Origin of the sequence: Microbacterium sp. NPDC056569 (assembly GCF_042793475.1) — a bacterium.
GTDB lineage: Bacteria > Actinomycetota > Actinomycetes > Actinomycetales > Microbacteriaceae > Microbacterium.
Window position 1 is genome coordinate 109,301 of record NZ_JBHTUV010000006.1, and the last position, 20,114, is coordinate 129,414.

Annotated in this window: 13 protein-coding genes; 4 read left to right on the plus strand and 9 right to left on the minus strand. The window is 70.6% G+C overall.

What is annotated here, in order from left to right; translation table 11 throughout:
* Positions 1–47 precede the first annotated feature (47 nt).
* From ACFQ7C_RS09005 to ACFQ7C_RS09020, 4 genes are all read right to left on the minus strand, one after another.
* Positions 48–2,084 (minus strand): bifunctional aldolase/short-chain dehydrogenase, encoded by a 2,037-nt coding sequence (locus ACFQ7C_RS09005; protein WP_378899307.1) that lies wholly within the window; start codon positions 2,082–2,084, stop codon positions 48–50.
* 94 nt (positions 2,085–2,178) lie between these two features.
* Positions 2,179–3,087 carry an alpha/beta hydrolase fold domain-containing protein gene (locus ACFQ7C_RS09010; RefSeq protein ID WP_378899309.1) on the minus strand — a complete coding sequence of 303 codons (909 nt, stop codon included), beginning with the start codon at positions 3,085–3,087 and terminating at the stop codon, positions 2,179–2,181.
* A 181-nt stretch (positions 3,088–3,268) separates the two neighbouring features.
* Positions 3,269–4,435: an L-rhamnose isomerase gene (gene rhaI / locus ACFQ7C_RS09015; RefSeq protein ID WP_378899311.1), complete on the minus strand. Its 1,167-nt coding sequence runs from the start codon at positions 4,433–4,435 to the stop codon at positions 3,269–3,271.
* Positions 4,432–4,821, minus strand: a complete 390-nt coding sequence (locus ACFQ7C_RS09020; protein ID WP_378899313.1) for an L-rhamnose mutarotase — start codon at positions 4,819–4,821, stop codon at positions 4,432–4,434. Before ACFQ7C_RS09020 ends, rhaI begins: the two co-directional genes overlap by 4 nt.
* A 185-nt stretch (positions 4,822–5,006) precedes the next feature.
* On the opposite strand from ACFQ7C_RS09020, the gene ACFQ7C_RS09025 reads away from it, so the two are divergent.
* A complete protein-coding gene (locus ACFQ7C_RS09025) occupies positions 5,007–5,789 on the plus strand; it encodes a nucleotidyltransferase domain-containing protein (protein ID WP_378899315.1) in 783 nt (260 codons plus the stop codon).
* Between the two features lie 12 nt (positions 5,790–5,801).
* Here the strand turns inward: ACFQ7C_RS09025 and ACFQ7C_RS09030 are convergent, their stop codons facing one another.
* From ACFQ7C_RS09030 to ACFQ7C_RS09040, 3 genes are all read right to left on the minus strand, one after another.
* On the minus strand, positions 5,802–6,716 hold the full coding sequence (locus tag ACFQ7C_RS09030) for a carbohydrate ABC transporter permease (RefSeq protein WP_378899317.1): 915 nt from the start codon (positions 6,714–6,716) through the stop codon (positions 5,802–5,804).
* Complete coding sequence (locus ACFQ7C_RS09035; RefSeq protein WP_378899320.1) at positions 6,713–7,630, minus strand: carbohydrate ABC transporter permease; 918 nt, start codon at positions 7,628–7,630, stop codon at positions 6,713–6,715. The genes ACFQ7C_RS09030 and ACFQ7C_RS09035 overlap by 4 nt, the downstream gene beginning before the upstream one ends.
* 82 nt (positions 7,631–7,712) lie before the next feature.
* A complete protein-coding gene (locus ACFQ7C_RS09040; RefSeq protein ID WP_378899322.1) occupies positions 7,713–9,020 on the minus strand; it encodes an ABC transporter substrate-binding protein in 1,308 nt (435 codons plus the stop codon).
* A 266-nt stretch (positions 9,021–9,286) separates the two neighbouring features.
* Between ACFQ7C_RS09040 and ACFQ7C_RS09045 the strand changes: the two genes are divergently transcribed.
* From ACFQ7C_RS09045 to ACFQ7C_RS09055, 3 genes are all read left to right on the plus strand, one after another.
* Positions 9,287–11,974, plus strand: a complete 2,688-nt coding sequence (locus tag ACFQ7C_RS09045; RefSeq protein ID WP_378899324.1) for a family 78 glycoside hydrolase catalytic domain — start codon at positions 9,287–9,289, stop codon at positions 11,972–11,974.
* 50 nt (positions 11,975–12,024) lie between these two features.
* Positions 12,025–14,850: a family 78 glycoside hydrolase catalytic domain gene (locus ACFQ7C_RS09050; RefSeq protein ID WP_378899326.1), complete on the plus strand. Its 2,826-nt coding sequence runs from the start codon at positions 12,025–12,027 to the stop codon at positions 14,848–14,850.
* 126 nt (positions 14,851–14,976) lie between these two features.
* Positions 14,977–15,984 carry a LacI family DNA-binding transcriptional regulator gene (locus tag ACFQ7C_RS09055; protein WP_378899328.1) on the plus strand — a complete coding sequence of 336 codons (1,008 nt, stop codon included), beginning with the start codon at positions 14,977–14,979 and terminating at the stop codon, positions 15,982–15,984.
* Positions 15,985–16,120: 136 nt separating this feature from the next.
* On the opposite strand, the gene ACFQ7C_RS09060 is transcribed toward ACFQ7C_RS09055, so the two are convergent.
* Together ACFQ7C_RS09060 and ACFQ7C_RS09065 are read right to left on the minus strand one after the other, a co-directional pair.
* On the minus strand, positions 16,121–17,122 hold the full coding sequence (locus tag ACFQ7C_RS09060) for a hypothetical protein (RefSeq protein WP_378899330.1): 1,002 nt from the start codon (positions 17,120–17,122) through the stop codon (positions 16,121–16,123).
* Positions 17,123–17,199: 77 nt separating this feature from the next.
* Positions 17,200–20,058 carry an FAD-binding and (Fe-S)-binding domain-containing protein gene (locus ACFQ7C_RS09065; RefSeq protein ID WP_378899332.1) on the minus strand — a complete coding sequence of 953 codons (2,859 nt, stop codon included), beginning with the start codon at positions 20,056–20,058 and terminating at the stop codon, positions 17,200–17,202.
* Positions 20,059–20,114 lie beyond the last annotated feature (56 nt).

Consider the following 20,114-nt stretch of genomic DNA (forward strand, 5'->3'; position numbering starts at 1 on the left):
CTGTGCGGAGACGTACCCTTTCGCGGTTCCGGGTCGGGTGTGCGCGGTCATCGCAGGAACGCGGCGGCGACGCCGGAGTCGACGGGGATGTGCAGACCCGTGGTGCGGCTCAGCTCGGGGCCGGTGAGCACGTACACCGCGTCGGCCACGTTCTCGGGCACGACCTCGCGCTTGAGGATGGTGCGGTTGGCGTAGAACTGGCCGAGGTCCTCTTCCTTGACGCCGTAGGTGGCGGCGCGGTTGGCGCCCCAGCCGGCGGCGAAGATGCCCGAGCCGCGCACGACGCCGTCGGGGTTGATGCCGTTGACGCGCACGCCGTGCTCGCCGAGCTCGACCGCGAGCAGGCGCACCTGGTGGGCCTGGTCGGCCTTGGTCGCCGAGTACGCGATGTTGTTCGGGCCGGCGAAGACGGAGTTCTTCGACGAGATGTAGATCACGTCGCCGCCGAGCTTCTGCTCGATGAGGATCTTCGCGGCGGCCTTCGAGACGAGGAACGACCCCTTCGCCATGACGTCGTGCTGCAGGTCCCAGTCCTTCTCGGTGGTCTCCAGCAGCGGCTTCGAGAGCGACAGGCCGGCGTTGTTGACGACGAGGTCGACCCCGCCGAACGCGAGCACGGCCGCGTCGAACGCGGCCTGGATCGCATCGGCGTCCGCGACGTTCGCGGCGACGCCGATCGCGACGTCGGTGTTGCCGAGCTCCGCGGCGGCGGCCTGCGCCTTCTCGAGGTCGAGGTCGGCGACGACGACGCACGCACCCTCGGCCGCGAGGCGGGTTGCGATGGCCTTGCCGATTCCGGATGCTGCGCCCGTCACGAGCGCGATACGGCCCTGGTGCGTCTTGGGCTTGGGCATGCGCTGCAGTTTCGCCTCTTCGAGGGCCCAGTACTCGATGCGGAACTTCTCGGCGTCCGAGATGGGCGAGTAGGTCGACAGTGCCTCGGCGCCGCGCATCACGTTGATCGCGTTGACGTAGAACTCGCCGGCGACGCGGGCGGTCTGCTTGTTCGCGCCGTACGAGAACATGCCGACGCCCGGGATCAGCACGATGAGCGGGTCGGCGCCGCGGATCGCGGGGCTCTCGTCGGTCGCGTGCGCGTCGTAGTAGGCCTGGTAGTCGGCGCGGTACTCCTCGTGCAGCTCCTTCAGCCGCGCCATGGAGTCTTCGACGCTTGCCGATGCCGGGAGGTCGAGGATGAGCGGCTTGACCTTGGTGCGCAGGAAGTGGTCGGGGCAGCTGGTGCCGAGCGCGGCGAGCTCGGGGGCGCGCTCCGAGGCGAGGAAGTCGGTGACGACCTCGGCGTCGGTGAAGTGGCCGACCATCGGCTTGTCGGTCGACGCGAGCCCGCGGATCGTGGCCGCGAGAGCGGCGGCCTTGGCGCGGCGTTCCGCCTCGGGGAGGGCTTCGAAGCCGGCACGGACGCCGCCGAACGGGTCGCCCTTGCCGTTGGCGTCGATGTACGCCTGCGCGGTCTCGATGATCCACAGCGAGTTCTGCTCGGCCTCCTCCGACGTGTCGCCCCACGCGGTGATGCCGTGGCCGCCCAGGATCGTGCCGATCGCCTGCGGGTTCTTCGCCTTGATGGCCGCGATGTCGAGGCCCAGCTGGAAGCCCGGGCGCCGCCACGGCACCCACACGACCTTGTCGCCGAAGATCTTGGCGGTCAGCTCCTCGCCGTCGGCGGCGGTCGCGATCGCGATGCCCGAGTCGGGGTGCAGGTGGTCGACGTGGTTCGCGTCGACGAGGCCGTGCATGGCGGTGTCGATCGACGGGGCGGCGCCGCCCTTGCCGTGCAGGCAGTAGTCGAACGCGGCGACCATCTCGTCCTCGCGGTCGACGCCGGGGTAGACGTCCACCAGGGCGCGCATGCGGTCGAGGCGCAGCACCGCGAGGCCCGACTCCTTCAGCGTGCCCAGGTCCCCGCCCGAGCCCTTGACCCACAGCAGCTCGACGGGCTCGCCGGTGACCGGGTCGGTCTCCGTGCCCTTCGCGGACGTGTTCCCGCCGGCGTAGTTCGTGTTCTTCGGGTCGGCGCCGAGGCGATTCGACCGCGTGATCAGGTCGGTGACGGCCGGGTTGGTCATGATGCGTTCCTTCGTTCGGTTTGTTCACCTGTCACGATGTGCCGGTCGCGGCGGCGTTTTGCGACAGGGGAGCGGAGTGCTTTCGGCTCGCCTGTCACGATCTGCCGGGTGCGCCGGCAAGTCGTGACAGGGGAGCAGGAGAGGAGGGGGTCGACGGGGCGGGAGGCGAGGACGACAGGGCGGCGAGGCGAGTCGCGAAGCGGTCGATGGTGACGGATGCTGCGGCCTCATGCGGGCGGTTGAGATGGCCGTGCTCGGTGCCGAGCTCGGTGACGACCTCGACCGGGCGGGCGGCGGCGCGCAGCGACGCGGCGAACGCCTCACCCGAGACGCGGAGCTCGTCGACGTCGCCGTTGACGATGAGGGTCGGCGGGAACTGCACGAGGTCGACGGGGCGCGCGAGGCCGGGGATCGCGCCGAGCGGCGCACGATCGACCGGGCCGCCGAGGTAGTTCTCGTACATGCCCCGCACGGCCTCAGAGCCGAAGCGGTCGGCCTCGGGCTGCGCGTCGAGCGCGGCGCGCAGCGCGGCGTCGGGCGCCGGTTGCACGGCGAGCAGCGTCGGGTACGCGAGGAGCACGAGGGCGGGCAGCGCGGCCCGGCGCTCGATGAGACGCAGCGTCGCACCGGCGGCGAGGTTGCCGCCGGCGCTCGTGCCGCCGATCGCGAGGTGGCTCGGGTCGACGCGCAGACGGGCGGCGTTGCCGGTGAGCCACGACCAGGCCGCGAGCATGTCGTCGGATGCCGCGGGGTAGTGGTGTCCGCCGGAGCGGCGGGCCGCAGCATCCGTCCATCCGGCCGGAACGGGGGCGAGGCGGTAGTCGACCGACACGACCGTCGTGCCGCGCTTCGCGAGCTGCGCGGCGACCCAGTCGGACTCGGGCATGTCGAGATCGCCGAAGGCGAACGCACCTCCGTGCGCCCACACCAGTCCGGTGCCGTTCGGCTCGCGCGCCGGGTAGACGCGCACGAGTCCGTCAGCGGCGGAGTACGGCTCGCTCATCGGGTTCTTCCTTCTGCTCGCCTGTCACGATCTGCCGCGCGAGGTGGCACTTCGTGACAGGGGAGCTCTGCTGGTAGGTGGTGCACCGGGGGCGCGGGGGGTCCGCGTTCGCGGCCGGGGGTTTGGGGCGAAGCCCCATCCGGCACGGCATCCCACGCCCCCGGTGGGTCGGGGGCCGGGGCTACGCCCCCCAGCCGGCCTGCGTGCCGCCGACGCGGTCGGCGGCGATCTGCTGCTGGTAGCCGGATGCCGCGTAGGCGGCCATCGGGTCGGCCGCGAGTCCGCGCGACTCGCGCCACTCGGCGAGCGCGGGACGTACGTCGGTGTAGAACGCGTCCATGAAGACGGCGTTCGCGGCCAGCACGTCGTTCGCCTGCTGCGCCGCCGAGAGGGCGTCGCGGTCGACGAGGAGGGCGCGGGCCGTCATCTCCTGGACGTTGAGCACCGAGCGGATCTGGCCGGGGATCTTGTCCTCGACGTTGTGGCACTGGTCGAGCATGAAGGCGACGTCGGGGTTGTTCAGGCCCCCGCCGCGCACGACCTCGAAGATGATGCGGAACAGCTGGAAAGGGTCGGCCGCGCCCACGATGAGGTCGTCGTCGGCGTAGAAGCGCGAGTTGAAGTCGAACGAGCCGAGCTTTCCGAGGCGCAGCAGCTGCATCACGATGAACTCGATGTTCGTGCCCGGGGCGTGGTGGCCGGTGTCGAGGCAGACCATCGCCTTGTCGCCGAGGCTCGCGACCTGCGCGTAGGACGTGCCCCAGTCCGGAACGTCGGTGTGGTAGAACGCGGGCTCGAAGAACTTGTACTCGAGCACGAGACGCTGCTCTTCCGACAGGCGGTCGTAGATCTTCTGCAGGGAGTCCTGCAGGCGGTCCTGGCGGGCGCGGATGTCGGCCTGCCCCGGGTAGTTCGAGCCCTCGGCGAGCCAGATCTTGAGGTCGCGCGAGCCGGTCGCGTCCATGATGTCGATGCACTCGAGGTGGTGGTCGATCGCCTTGTTGCGGATGCGGTCGTCGTGGTGCGTGAGCGCACCGAACTTGTAGTCCTCGTCCTGGAAGGTGTTCGAGTTGATCGTGCCGAGGCTCACGCCGAGGTCCTCCGCGTGACGGCGCAGGTCGGAGTAGTCGTCGACCTTGTCCCACGGGATGTGCAGGGCGACGCTCGGCGCGAGCTTCGTGTACGCGTTGACCTGCGCGGCGTCCGCGATCTTCTCGTACGGGTCGCGCGGCGTGCCGGGCGTCGTGAACACGCGGAAGCGCGTGCCGGAGTTGCCGAACGCCCAGCTGGGAAGCTCGATGCCCTGGCCCTCGAGCGTGGACTGGATGTCGGGTGACAGCGTCGTCATGATGCGGTGCTTTCGTTGTCGGATGCCTCGGCCTGCGCCGCGGTCAGTTGGTCGTGGAGGTTGAAGACTTCGGTGAGGGGAGTGGCGGCCTGGTCGGGCCGGCCCTCGAGGCCGATGAAGAACCTGCCCATCTCGGCCTCCCAGCGGGCGGCGACCTCGGAGCTCGCGAGGTAGGCCTGCGCTGCCTCGTCGTCGTCGGTCTCGTAGTAGCCGATGAGCCGCCCGCCCCCGCCGAGGAAGAGCGAATAGTTTCGGCGGCCGGACGCGGCGATCTCGGCCAGCATGTCGGGCCACACGGGGGTGTGGCGGGCGATGTACTCGTCGAGCAGCTCGGGCCTCACCATCAGCTGGAAGCAGACGCGCTTCGTCGCGGTCGCGCTGGTCATGGGCGGGGCACCCCTCCGGTGGTGGTCGGGAACGGCTGATGCGGGCATCGCCGAGCAATGAATCGTTTCAACGATAAGGCCATCGGACGCGCTCCGCAAGTGGGAGAGCGTTTTCCGTCGAATCGTACGCGGTCGACGTCCTGGTGTCGATAGCGTGAGGAGCGATTCGAGGCGAGGGAGCACGAGTGGAGCATCAGGAGCGGGCGCTGGCCGCCTACGTGGACTCGGTGAGGGATCAGCCCGGCGCACTGGGCGTGGTGCTCGTGGGCTCTGTCGCCCAGGGCAGGGAGCGCGAGGACTCCGACGTCGACGTGTACCTCGTCGTCGACGAGGAGCGCTTCGCCGCGGAGACCGCGCAGGGCCGATTCGCGTGGGTCGAGCGCAGGGATCTCGACTACCCCGGCTCGTACATCGACATCAAGCTCGTGAGCCCGTCCTACCTCGCCACGGCCGTCGACCGGGCCGACGACCCGACGCGCGCCTCGTTCCTCGGCGCCCGCGTCGCGTGGAGCGTGCTCCCCGGACTCGGCGACACCGTGGCCCGCATCGTGGAGCTGCCCGACGACGTATGGGACGACCGCGTGCGCTCCTTCGTCGCGCAGGCGCAGCTCTACGGTGGCTACTTCCTTCGTCAGGCTGTCGAGCGTGGCGACGGATTCCTCCGCCGCCACGCCGGACTGCACCTGACCCTCGCCGCTGCCCGCGCGGCGCTGGCGGCGAACCGTGTGATGCTCCCCGGTCCCAAGTACGTCTCGAAGCTCGTGCGCTCGGTGCCGACGCCCGCCGGCTTCGTGGATGCCTGGGATCAGGTCGTGGACGACCCCGACGTCGAGTCGGGAACAGAGCTGCTGCGCATCCTCGACGAATGGGTCGGCGGCGGCATCACCCCCGACGAGGCGCTGTCGACGTTCATCCGCGACAACGAACTCGCCTGGCTCCGGGGGACCGTCCCCGCGGAGTTCTGGTGAACGCACCGCGCATCACCCCTTGACTGCTCCGCTGGTCAGGCCTGCCACGATCTGCCGGTTGAAGAAGATGTACATGACCAGCGGCGGGATCGTGATCAGCAGGATGTCCATGAACAGCAGGTTCCACTGGCTGAGGTTCTGGCTCTGGAAGTTGTAGAGCGTCAGCTGCACGGTGGCGTTCGCATCGCCGGGCAGGAAGTACAGCGGGCCGGTGAAGTCGTTGAACACGCGCACAGCCTGGACCACGATGATCGTGATCATGACGGGTCGCAGGAGCGGCATCACGACGGAGAAGAACAGGCGCATCGGCCCGGCTCCGTCGATGATCGCCGCCTCGTCGAGCTCCCGCGGGATCGTCGAGACGAAGGCGCGGAAAAGCAGGATGCAGAACGACAGGCCGAAGGCCGCTTCGATGAGGATCATGCCCGGCATCGTCTTGAACAAACCCAGGCCCTGCAGCACCCAGATCGTCGGTACCACGGCCGGCGGCACGATCAGCCCCGCGAACACGAAGAAGTACACGATGCCGTTCCAACGCGACTTCCGGCGCTGCAGCACGTAGCCGACCGCGGCCGAGAAGACCACCATGATGGCGACGCTGACGACGGTCAGGACCGTGCTGTTGAAGAAGGCCCGCAGGATGATGTAGTCCCGTGTCTGCAGGACGGCAAGGAAGTTCTCCCACAGATACCAGCCCTGCTGGGGGAGTGAGAACTCGAAGAGCGACGCCTCTTGTGGGTTCTTCGCAGCGGTGAGGAAGATGAACGCGAACGGGACGATGAAGACCACGATCGAAACGAAGATCGCGATGACCCCGACGACGTACTTCCGCAGGAACTTACGCAGTGTGAGCGGGCGGCGATCCTCGCGAGCGGCGCGACGAGCCGAGCGGGCGTCTGCCGTGGTGATGGTGCGGGTGACGGTCATGATTCCACCTGCCGACGGTTGATGAAGTAGAAGATCGGCACGACGATCGCCGTGACGATGACGAAGAGCACCACGTTGCCCGCCGTCGACAGGCCGAAGAAGCCCGCCTGGTACTGCTTGTAGATGACCGATGCCATGACGTCGCTGGAGAACCCGGGGCCGCCACGAGTCATGGCCCAGATCAGCTCGAACGACCTCAGCCCGCCGATCAGCGAGAGAAGTACGACTGTCCCCGTCGCGGGTGTCACCAAGGGCAGCGTGATGTTGCGGAAGACCTTCCAGGCGCCGGCGCCGTCGACGCGCGCGGCTTCGAAGTACTCCTGCGGGATGGCGACGATGCCCGCGATGTAGATGAGGGTCGCGATGCCGACGCCCTGCCAGACGTCGACCAGTGAGACCGAGTACAGCGCGAGAGCCGGATCGGTCAGCCAGGCGGGGCCCTCGATGCCGAACACTGCCAGCGTCTTGTTGATGAGTCCGTCGAACGGATCCATCAGGATCTTGAAGGTGATGCCGACGCCGATCGTCGACACGAGCACGGGGAAGAAGATCGTCGCGCGCAGATAGCCGCGGCCGAGGATCGAGCCGGTCAGCAGCAGAGCGAGGGCGAGGCCCAGCACGACCTTCAGTCCGGAGGTGATGAAGCCGTAGATGAAGGTGTTGATGAGGCTCTGGTAGAGCATCGGCTCCGTGAAGAACGTCACGAAGTTCTGGAGGCCGACGAACTCGACATCGAACAGCGACCAGCGTGTGAGGCTGAAGTAGAACGACGCGAAGGTCGGTACGGCGAAGAGCACGATGAAGAGGATCCCCGCGGGCAGGTAGAACCAGAGCGGGTACATGCTCCTCATCGAGCGCTGCTTGTGCGGTGGGGGCGCGGCGGTCTCCGGTGGGGCGGGTGCGAGCGTCGTCATTTCATCTCCATTGATGTGAGGAGGGGGTCGCGTCGCGGACGACGCGACCCCCGGATCAGATGCGGTCAGGTCCGCTGACCCGTCACCAGCCCTCGAGGCCCAGCTGCTGCGCCTGCTTGACCACGTCCTCGTCGTACAGTGCGGCACCCTCCTCGGCGGAGTTGATGCCCGAGCCGACCTGGACCGTGATGTTCTCGAGGTTCGGTCCCTTGATCGGGGAGAGGAACTCGAGCGCGGGGTTCGTGTTGCCCTCGTCGAAGTACACCTGCATGTCCTTCAGGAGGCCCGGCACGTCGTCCGGCAGCACGCAGGCATTGGCGTAAGGGCCGCTGGGAACCATGGCGGTGTTCTGGACCTCGCAGCCGGCCTCGCTCTGCGTGAACGCGACGAACTTCTTCGCGGCTTCGAGCTTGTCGCCCTCGGTCGTCTTCGGGATGTAGATCGCGTTCGGCAGCCAGACCGTCAGCTTGGTGTCCGCGGCATCGTGAGCAGGCAACGGGAAGACGCCGACGTTCTCGAGGTCGTCGGGGTAGTTCTGCGCGATCGTCGACACGATGCCCGTGAGGATGGGGTAGTGCGCGCCTTCGCCGGTCGCGATCATGCGTGCGCCGTCGTCGAAGAGCGCCGAGCCGAAGTCCTCATTCCACCAGCCAGCGTCGAACCCGGCCTGCTGGTTGGCGAAGCCCTCGAGCGCAGGCTCATCCACGTACTTGCGGTTGTTCGCCGTGTACTCATCGGCCCAGTCGGGGTCTGCCGCCAGTACGTTGCCGAAGTCGCCCAGGACGAACAGCTGGCTCGTCCACGTGTCGCCGTACGTCTGGATGACCGGGGTGATGCCTGCGGCCTTGATCGCCTCGTTGTTGGCGGCGAACTCGTCCCATGTCGTGGGGATCTCAAGACCGAGGTCGGCATAGATCTGCTTGTTGTAGACCACCGCGCCAGCCTGCGTCGCGCCCCATGGCGCGCCGTAGACGCCGTTGTCGGTGGAGACGACGGCCGTCATGGTGTCGATGAGGTCGTTGGTCCAGTCCTCGTCGTCGAGCGGCACGAGGTTCTGGTCGGGGTTGAGTGCCTGGAAGAGCGAGCCCGAGTTGTAGTGGAAGACGTCCTCCATCTCGCCGGTCGCGAGCTTCGTCTTCATCAGGTTGTCGCCCTCGGTGCCGGCGGGCTGTGTCTCGAGCTTGACCGAGATGTCCGGGTTCTCGGCCTCGAACGCCTCGATGAGCGCCTCGGCAGCCGCGACGTTCGCCTCGGCGTTCTGCGTCAGATACGTGATCTCGACGGTGCCGTCGTCTGAACCGCCGCCCGCGCTGCACGCCGCCAACGGCACCGCGAGTGCCACGATGCCAGCGCCTGCGACGAGCACTCTCCTGGTCGGGGAGCTCTTCATCTTTACCTCCTTGTAAAGCTGAGCGGAATGTCCGCCCACATTGCCGGATTCCCTGGTGCCTGCCGAGTGGTCGTCGCCGCCGTTCGGGCATTGAAACCATTCAACCCTCGTAAGGTACGTCCCGGGCGGCGTGGAGGTCAACCATCGGGTTGATACGGTGCATCACGATCGTGTAACGGTCTACACTTTCGTTGACAGCGCATCGTGAATCGTTTCACGATGGTCACGCGGGCGGCGACGCGGCCGACCGCCGAAAGGACACAGCCATGACGGCTCTTCCCTCTCCCACCGCAGTCGACGTCGCCGTTCGCGCTGTCGGACTGCGCACCCAGCACGGCGACGGACTGCTCGGGGTGCCGCGCACCGGCCTGCGCCTGAGCTGGCGTGCCGAGAGCGACGACCCCGATGCCCGCCTCGTCGGCTACCAGCTCCGCGAGGGCGCCGAGGGTGCCGAGCCGGCCGTGGCGGAGCCCGTCGCCGACCCCCGCACCGCCGGCATCGCCGTCGACGGCGAGCTCGCCGCCCGCGAGCGCCGCGCCTTCTCGGTGCGCGTCGCGACGCCGCGCGGGTGGAGCGCGTGGAGCGAGCCGCTCGTGGTCGAAGCCGGCGTCGACGGACCGGGGCTCGCAGCATCCGTCATCGGCACAGACACCCCCGCCGACGGACCCGTCCCGCTGCTGCGCACCGAGTTCGTCCTCGAGACCGCGCCCACGACCGCCCGCCTGCGCCTGAGCGCTCTCGGCCTCGTCGACGCGTGGATCAACGGCGTCCGCGCGACCGACGCCCTCCTCACCCCGGGCTGGACGTCGTACCAGGAGCGCATCCTCGTCGACACGCTCGACGTCGCGTCCCTCCTGCGCCCCGGCGTGAACGTCATCGTGCTCGCGGTCGCCGACGGCTGGTACCGCGGCAGCTTCGGCTTCGCCCGGCGTCAGGCCATCTACGGCGACCGCACCGGCGCTCTCGCGCAGGTCGAAGCCGACGGCGAGATCGTCGCGAAGACGGATGCCTCGTGGCAGGCCGGCTTCGGACCCGTCCGCAGCGCCGGCATCTACGACGGCACCGTGACCGACCTGCGCCTCCACGACCCCGCCGTGCACGAACCGGGGTTCGCGGCCGAGGGCTGGGTCGCAGCATCCGTCGTCGACGTCGACGCATCGCGGTTCGAACCCCGGTCCGCCCCGCCGGTGCGGGTGGTGGCAGAGCTGCCGATGGCGCCCACCCCGCATGACGGCCGCACGCGCCTGGACGGCGGCCAGAACCTGTCGGGCTGGGTGCGACTCGTGGTGCGCGGCCGGGCGGGCGACGTCGTCACCGTGCGCCACGCCGAGGTGCTCGAGCCGTCGGGCGACCTGCACCTCAAGGCGCTGCGCTCGGCCAAGGCCACCGACGTGTACACCCTCGACCGCGACGGCGAGCACACGCTCGAGCCGGCCTTCACCTTCCACGGCTTCCGCTACGCCGACGTCGAGGGCGCGGAGGTCGTCTCGGCCACTGCCCTCGCGATCTCGAGCGATCTCGCGCCGCGCAGCACCTTCGCCTCGTCGCACGAGGCGCTCGACCGGTTCCACTCGAACGTCTTCTGGTCGCAGCGCGACAACTTCGTGTCGGTGCCGACCGACTGCCCGCAGCGCGACGAGCGCCTCGGCTGGACGGGCGACGCCCAGGCGTTCGCCGCAACGGCGAACACCCTCATGGACACCGAGTCCTTCTGGATGTCGTGGCTGCGCGACGTCGAGATCGACCAGACCGACGAGGGCGGCGTCCCCGCGGTCGTGCCCGACATCATCCGCCCGCAGGACATGCTCATGGGCGGCGTGCCGACCGAGAACATGGGCAGGGCCGGATGGGCGGATGCTGCCACCATCGTGCCGCTCGCGGTCTACGAGTCGTACGGCTCGACGGAGGTGCTCGCGCGTCAGCGCAGCAGCATGCGGCGCTGGGTCGAGCACCTGCGCCGCCGCGCCGGTGACGGCGTCGTGCTGCCCGGCGGCGACTTCCAGTTCGGGGACTGGCTCGACCCGGACGCTCCTGGCGAGCGTCCGTGGGAGGCGAAGGTCTCGAGCGAATTCGTGTCGAACGCGTTCTACTCCTGGTCGGCGCGCCTGCTCTCGCGGGCGGAACGGATCCTCGACGACGCCGAGAGTGCCGACGAGTACGCGGCCCTCGCCGACCGCGTCGGGGCGGCGACCTTCGAGCGCTGGGGCGAGGAGGCCGTCCTCACCCAGAGCGGCGCAGCGATCGCCCTCGAGTTCGCCCTCGCGCCCGCCGGCCGCCGCGCCGAGATCGCGGACGCGCTCGCCGAGAACGTGCGCCGCGAGAACGGCCGCATCGCCACGGGCTTCCTCGGCACGCCGCTCGTGCTGTTCGCGCTGTCGAAGTCGGGCCACCTCGACGAGGCGTACCTCATGCTGCTGCGCCGTGACGCCCCGTCGTGGCTGTACCAGGTGGACCGCGGCGCGACCACCGTTTGGGAGCGCTGGGACGCGATCCTCCCCGACGGCAGCATCCACTCGGGCGCCATGGACGCCCTCCCCACCGAGGACGCCTCCGAAGCGGACACCGGAATGCTGTCCTTCAACCACTACGCGTACGGCGCGATGATCGACTGGGTCTACCGGACCGTGGCGGGCCTCGCCCCGGACCCCGACGACCCGGGCTATCGGACCGTGCACGTGGCTCCGCGTCCCGCCGTGGGGCTCGAGCACGCGTCCGCGTCCATCCAGACGCCTCAAGGGCGCCTGGCGATCGACTGGCGCGTCGACGGCGAGGTGTTCGAAGCCACTCTCGAGGTGCCCTTCGGATCGCGCGCCGTGCTCGACCTCCCGGTGACCGCCGACTCGGCGGCGACCGTCGACGGCGCTCCCGCCCCCGCCGAGCTCGGTCACGGCACGCACCGCATCGCGGTCACGGCGCCCGCCGTCGCGACGCCCGGCGCCGTCGTGCCGGCCTGATCGCGGCATCCGTCAGCAGAACACCGATATCCCCAGATCCGAGGAGTGCCATGAGCGACCCCGTCCCCCACATCGTCATCGACGCGCCCTACCGCAGCGACGTCGTCGCCTCGCCCGCCCCCGAGATCGGGTGGCGCACCGAGACGTCGGCGTCCGACTGGCTGCAGTCGTCCGCCGAGATCGAGGTCACGCGCGGGGGTGAGACGGCGACGCACCGCGTCGACGGTCGCGCCTCGACGCGGGTCGCCTGGCCGTTCGATCCCCTCGCACCGCGCGAGGAGGTCTCGCTGCGTGTGCGGGTCACGGGCACCGACGGCGGCGAGGGCGCCTGGAGCGAGCCGCGGCGGGTGGTGGCAGGGTTCCTGGGCGAGGGGGAGTGGCAGGCCACGACGATCGGCCTCGCTGCGCCGACCGGGTACGCGCAGCCCGCGTACCTGCGCACCGAGTTCGACATCGCCGGCCCGCTCGCCCGCGCCACGCTCTACGCGACGGCCCTCGGCGTGTACCAGGTGGCGATCGACGGCGTCGACGTGGACGACCAGGTCATGAAGCCCGGCTGGACTCCGTACGAGCAGCGGACCATCCACGAGACCACCGACGTCACCGGCCTCCTCCGCGAAGGACGCAACGCGATCGCCGTGCGTCTGGCCGGAGCATGGGCGACCGAGCGCTACGGCTTCCGCGAGAACGCCCGGCCCCTCTACGCGGACCAGCCCCGCTTCGCGGGGCAGCTGCTCATCGAATATGCCGACGGGTCGAGCGAGTGGGTGCGGACGGATGCCTCGTGGCAGGCGTCGACGGGACCGATCACGGCCAGCGGGCTCTACGCGGGCGAGGACTACGACGCCCGACGCGCGCTCGTCGACGGGGAGGGCCGCGGCTTCGCGGAGGCCGGCTACGCCGGTGAGGGCTGGGCGCCGGCGGCCGTGTTCGAGGCTCTGCGCACGCCCGAGGCCCGGGTGTCGCCGTTCGTGCGCCGCCTCGATGACCTCGAGGTCCGCGAGGTCGTCACCACTCCGAGCGGGAAGACGGTCCTCGACTTCGGTCAGAACCTGGTCGGGCGACTCCGGATCCGCGTGTCGGGTCCGGCAGGCACCGAGATCACGCTGAAGCACGCCGAGGTGCTCGAGCACGGCGAGCTCGGCACCCGGCCGCTGCGCGCCGCCGCGGCGACCGACCACTACACGCTGTCGGGCGAGGGGATCGAGGAATGGGAGCCGGAGTTCACCTTCCACGGCTTCCGCTACGCCGAGATCGACGGGTGGCCGGGGGAGTTCGACCCGTCCGCCGTCACCGCGGTCGTCATCCACAGCGACATGGAGCGCACCGGCTGGTTCGAGGCATCCCATCCCCTCGTCAACCAGCTGCACGAGAACATCGTGTGGGGCCTGCGCGGCAACTTCCTCTACCTGCCGACCGACTGCCCCCAGCGCGACGAGCGCCTGGGATGGACGGGCGACATCCAGGTGTTCGCGCCGACGGCGTCGTTCCTGTACGACGTGCGCGGGTTCCTCGACTCGTGGCTGCGGGATCTCGCGCTCGAGCAGGTCGACGGCGTCGTGCCGTTCGTGGTGCCGAACGCGCTCGGAACCGCCCGCCCCGCCGCCGCGTGGGGCGACGCCGCGACGATCGTGCCGTGGGTGCTGCACGAGCGCTACGCCGACGTCGCCACCGTCGAGCGCCAGTACCCGAGCATGAAGGGCTGGGCGGATGCGCTCATCGAGCGCGCGGGTCCGCGCCGCCTGTGGGAGGGCATGTTCCAGTTCGGCGACTGGCTCGACCCCGACGCTCCGCCCCACCTGCCTGCGCGTGCGAAGGCCGATGCCGACATCGTCGCGTCGGCGTACCTCTTCCGGTCGGCGGACGCCGTGGCCCGCGCCGCGGCGCTCCTCGGCAAGGACGACGAGGCGAGGCAGTACGCCGAGATCGCGGAGGAGGTGCGCGCGGCGTTCCTCGCCGAGTACGTGACACCCGCCGGACGCATGATGTCGGACGCGCAGACGGCCTACGCCATGGCCATCGTGTTCGACATCGCGCCGTCCGACCAGCACGAGGTGCTGGGCGCGCGGCTCGCCGAGCTCACACGCCTGTCGGGGTACCGCATCAGCACCGGATTCGTCGGCACGCCGATCATCCAGGACGCGCTGACGCGTACGGGGCACCTCGAGACCGCGCGCCGCCTGCTGGTGCAGACCGAGAACCCGTCGTGGCTGTACCCCGTCACCATGGGGGCGACCACCATCTGGGAGCGGTGGGACTCGATGCTCCCCGACGGATCGATCAACCCTGGCGAGATGACGTCGTTCAACCACTACGCGCTCGGCGCCGTGGGGGACTGGCTGCACCGCGTGGTCGCGGGTCTGGCACCCGACGCCCCCGCGTACGAGCGGATCCGCATCCAGCCGCGTCCGCTCGCGGACTTCGACCACGCGAGGGCCGAGCATCTCACGCCGTACGGCACCGCGCGCGCCGGGTGGGTGCGCGAGGACGGCGTCATCCGCGTCGAGGCGACCGTGCCGCCGAACACGACCGCCGTGGTCGTGCTGCCCGACGGGCGCGAGCTCGAGGTCGGCTCCGGAACCCACGAGTGGGAGGTGGCCGACACGGCCCCGGCGGTCCCTGCATCGCGCATCGGCATGGACTCGACCCTCGCCGCCGTCATCGACGACCTCGAGGCCTACGAGGCCATCGTCCAGGTGCTCGAAGCATCGAGCCCGGCGGGAGCACACGGCTTCCGCACGCAGACGAAGTGGTCGGACGCCCGCGAGCTCGGCGAGGCGCTGTTCATGCACGCCGGTCCCGAAACGCAGCAGGAGATCGCCGCGGCGCTCGCCGCGCTGTCGGCGGAGCGCGAGGGGGCGACGGCAGATGCGTGAGCGGCGATGCCTGCCGGGGCTTCGCCCCAGACCCCCGGGCGCTGGCGCGCACCCGGGGGAGCGGGCGACCGCTTCCCCAGCCGTGCCCTACACTCGCGGACAGCGGAAGGAACTCCTGGGGGTGTCATGGTGGTGAGCGTGCGGGATGTCGCGGCGGCGGCATCCGTCTCCGTCGGCACGGTCTCGAACGTGCTCAATCGTCCTGAGAAGGTGTCGCCCGCGACCGTCGAGCGCGTCACGCAGGCGATCGAGGAGCTCGGCTTCGTGCGCAACGATGCCGCCCGCCAGCTGCGGGCGGGCCGCAGCCGCAGCATCGCGCTCATCGTGCTGGACGCCGGCAACCCGTTCTTCGCCGAGGTCGCCCGCGGGGCGGAGGACCGCGCCGCCGAGGCCGGCATGAGCGTGCTGCTGGGCAACAGCGACGAGCGCTCCGACCGCGAGGACGCCTACCTCGAGCTCTTCCGCGAGCAGCGCGTGAACGGCGTGCTCGTGACCCCCGTCGACGGCGACCTCGCGGGGCTCGCACGCCTGCACGCGGGAGGGGTGCCCGTGGTGCTCGTGGACCACGAGGACTCCGGCCAGGCCTTCGGCTCGGTCTCGGTCGACGATGTCGAAGGCGGCTACCTCGCGGCGTCGCACCTGCTGTCGACCGGCCGTCGCCGCATCGCCTTCATCGGCGGTCCGCGCACGATCCGCCAGGTTGCCGACCGCCTCGAGGGGGCGCGCCGCGCCGTCGCCGAAGTGGACGGGGCGACCCTCGAGGTCGTCGAGATGTCTGCGCTGTCGGTGCTGCAGGGGCGGGAGGCGGGGGAGCTCCTCCGCGGACGCGCCCCGGCAGACCGGCCCGACGCCGTGTTCGCGGCGAACGATCTGCTCGCGGTCGGCGCACTGCAGGCGTTCACGCTGATGTCCGACCTGCAGGTGCCGCGCGACATCGCGCTCATCGGCTACGACGACATCGACTTCGCCTCGGCGACCGTCGTGCCGCTGAGCTCGATCCGCCAGCCCGCGCACCTCATCGGCTACACCGCCGTGGACCTGCTCCTCAAAGACCTCGAAGAGCCCGGCGGTGACCACGAACGCACCGTGCGCTTCCAGCCGGAGCTCGTCGTGCGGGAGTCCACCGCGGGCTGAGCCCGCGGTCCGGCACCAGCCCCGCCAGCTGCCCCGATCCCGTTCGAGTCGCCAAGACACGCCGTGTGCCGACAGGCGCGATCGGCGTGTTCTGGCGACTCCCGTGGCGCGCGGCGAGGCCGCACTGATTCCCTGGCTACGAGGTGTCGGTGAATCGCCGGGCGATCTCCCGGAACGACGGGTGCACCTCGTGGTAGCTGACCAGGCGGACGTCCAGTCCCGCGTGCTCGACGATGCCGAGCGCGCGGACGATGGCGTCGTCGATCCACGCGTCGTCGTTTCCGAAGACGCCCCCGCCGACGCGGGTCAGCAGGACCGTCCGGCCGCGTTCGGCGGCGGCGAGCAGCGTCGCCTCGTACGTCGCCTCCAGGATCAGCCGGGCGAACGCCTCCCACTCCGACGGGTGGCCCGCACCGTAGGCCACCGGCAGTGCCGAGCAGAACGCCTGCGACACGATGCGCCGCCGGTCCTCCCGGACGTCCGTGACCTCGACGTCGCGATGCAGGCCGATCGCGAGCAGTCCGCGCAGCTCGTCGGCCTCGGCGGTCGACAGGTCGGCGACCGCCGTGAGCGCTTCCGGCGTGCACAGCGCGTAGCCGTTGCGCATCGTCCACAGTGCGTCGACCGTGGTGTTCCGCTTCTCGGCGAGCGCGGCGCCGACGCGGCTCAGGCCGTCGATCTGCCGCTCGCTCGTCTGACCCTGCTGACCGTCGACCTCGGCGAAGTAGTTGCGGTAGATGGTCGCGGCGCCCGCTGCGATCGCGCACGCGGGGCCCTGCGTGTGGTCGTGGGCGTACCGCGCGACCCCGTCCTCCGGCGTGACGCTCGGCCCCGCCATCTCCAGCAGGTTGAACTGCGATGCCACCTGGAACAGCGCGCCGGCGAGGCCGGGATCGGCATGCATGGCGCGCGCGTCGCCGGTGACGCAGCGCACGGTGGTGCGACCGCCGGTGGCGATGGTCGTGCGTCGGCGCAGGTCCTCCAGCGTCGGCACTTCGAGCGCGCCGATGCCGTACCGCCGGCCGTCGACGGTAGAGACGAGTTCGTCGCCGTCGACGCGCAGCTTCTCACGCGTGGCGTCGTAGCCCTCGGGGCCGGTCTCCTCGCGGAAGCCGGTGAGCCGTTCGAACCAGTCCATGTCGCGCCCCTCTCGCTGGGACGACGATAGCGCCGGGGCCGCGTCCTGAAGGAACGGGGGCAGTGGCCGGCGCGGCCTCAGACCGCGGCGCGCGGCCGGGTCGCCTCCTCGAGCAGCTCGAGCACGTGGCGGTAGTCCGACCCCGTGGCACGCGTCATGCCCAGCTCGCACGTCCGGTTGCATGACGCGTGCGCGTCGGCGCCGAGCGCCCGGACCTCGGCCGCCTCGGCCGCCGTGGCGGAGGCGGTGAGCTCGGGATGCAGCATCCCGCGGTCGCCGGCGAAGCCGCAGCACGACCACGCGTCCGGAACGACGACCTCAGCCGCGACGGCCTCGGCGACTCGGCGCAGGGCCGGATCGAGGCCGAGCTGCGACGACGAGCAGGTGGGATGCAGTGCCAGGGATCCGACGAGCGGCGTCACCGCGCCCAGGCGGGGGAGGAGCACGCGTTCGGCGAACGCGACGGCGTCCTCGACGCGGGCGTCGACGCCGGCATCCGCGAGCAGGTGGATGAAGCCCTCGGTGCAGCTCGCAGCATCCGTCACGATCGTGAGCTCGCCGTCGCGCGACGCGTTCGCGATCGACGCGGCCACCCGGCGAGCCATCACGTCGCGCCCGCCCGCGTACCCCTTCGAGGTCCAGGGCGTGCTGCAGCACAGCGCATCGACGCCGTCGGGCACCGCGAGGCGCACGCCCGCGCGCTCGGCGAGCCGGCGGAACGCCTCGGTCACGCCGATCCCGTCGCCCGCCGGCCCGAACATGGTGTTGACGCACGCGGGGAGGTAGACGGCGACCGGGGCTCCGTCACCCGCGCCGACGCTCGCGCCCAGCTGGGAGCGCACGCGGCCGCCTCGCGGAAGGTCGTCGGAGTAGCGCGGCACGGTGTCGGCGCCGAGCACGGCGCGACCGACGTCGGTCACCGCCGTGACGGCCGCGGCCGGCAGCTTGTCGGCCACCGTGAGACCGAGACTCGCGACCCGGGTGGCGCCGCCCCATGCTTTCGCGGCGCCCTTCCACGCAGCACTCGCGACGGGATTCGCGCTCTCGCGGCGCAGGCGCTTCACGAGGCTGCCGGTGTTGATCAGCACGGGGCAGGCGGTCTGGCACATGCCGTCGACGGCGCACGTGTCGACCCCCGCGTAGTCGTAGTCGCGCTCCAGCTCGCGCACGAGTGCGTGATCGCCGGATGCCTCGGCCCGGGCGATCGCGCGCCGCGTGACGATGCGCTGGCGAGGGGTGAGGGTGAGGTCGCGGCTCGGGCACGCCGGCTCGCAGTACCCGCACTCCACGCACCGATCGGCCTCCGCCTCGATCGGGTCGGCGAGCTTGATGTTGCGCAGGTGCGCGTCGGGGTCGTCGTCGATGATGACACCGGGGCTGAGGATCCCGGCGGGGTCGCAGAGCCGCTTGAGCTCGCGCATCACGTCGTAGAGCTCGTCGCCGTACTGCCGGCGCACGTACGGTGCCATGGCGCGGCCGGTGCCGTGTTCGGCCTTGAGGTTGCCGCCGGCGTCGAGCACCAGCTCGACCATGTCTTCGGTGAACGCGCGGAAGCGGGCCAGCTGGTCGGCCGACTCGAAGCGGTCGGTCAGCATGAAATGGATGTTGCCGTCCTTCGCGTGCCCGAAGATGACGCTGTCGTCGTAGGCGTACCGCTCGAACAGCGCCTGCAGCGTCGCGCACGTCGGCGCGAGGCGGTCGACCGGCACGACGACGTCTTCGAGCAGCGCCGTCGTGCCGCTCGGGCGGGCACCGGCGACCGACGCGTACAGGCCCTTGCGCAGCTTCCACGCGGCGGCGCGCGCCACCGGATCGGACGAGAAGGATGCTGCGGTCTCGAGCGGCTGTGCCGCGAGGGTCTGCGCGCCCCGCGCGACGAGCCCGGCGACCTCGTCGTCGTCGTGGGCGTGGAACTCCACGAGGAGCGCGGCCTGGTCGCGCACGGTGAGCCCGGTGATCTCGCGCGGAGCGCCGGCGAGCGACTGCCCGACGCGAAGCGACGTGGCATCCATCAGCTCGAGGGTCGCCGCGCCCGTCGCGACCAGGTCGGGGAGCGCGCGGGTGGCGGCGGCGAGGTCGGGGAAGACGGTGAGCGCCGTCGATACGCGCGGCAGGATCGGCACCGTGCGGTACGTCGCCTCCGCGACGAACGCCAGCGTCCCTTCGCTGCCGACGACCAGGTGCGCGAGCAGCTGCGCCGGGCTGTCGAAGTCGAGGAACGCGTTGACGGCGTACCCCATCGTGTTCTTCATCGCGAACTGCCGGCGGATAATCTCGACCGACCGCGGGTTCGACACAACCCGCGCGCGCAGCCGCATCAGACCGTCGACGAGGTAGGGCTCGGCCGCGCGCAGCGCTGCGTCGGCGTCGGGCGCGCCCGAGTCGACGACCGTGCCCGAGGGCAGCACGAACACGAGCGACTCGAGCGTCTGATAGGTGTTCTCGGTGATGCCGCAGGCCATGCCGCTGGAGTTGTTGTTGACGACGCCGCCGATCGTGCAGGCGAGCTCGCTCGCCGGATCGGGGCCGAGCCGGAAGCCGTGCCGGGCGAGCCGCGCGTTGACCTGGCGCACCGTCGCGCCCGGCTGCACGCGCACGCGGCGGCCGTCGTCGAGCACGTCGATGCGGCGGAAGCGCTGCCGCACGTCGACGAGCAGCCCGTCGGTCGATGCCTGACCGGAGAGGCTGGTGCCGCCGGAGCGGAACGTGAGCCGCGAGCGGCTGCGGCCGGCTTCGCGCATGACGCGGCCGACCTCCGCGGCATCGGCGGCGACGAGCACCGCCTCGGGCGTGAGGAGGAAGTGCGAGGCGTCGCTCGCATACGCGACACGGTCGATGGGGCGGGTCCGCAGGCGGGACGGCTCGGCCACGGCGTGCGCGATCGCCTCGGGAACGGCGGCGGGCGGCAGGGTCGCGGGGGCAGCGCTTCTTGCCATGGGAACTCCTTGCTGAGCTAGACTGCAATCACATTCAAGAGAGAATGGATATGCAA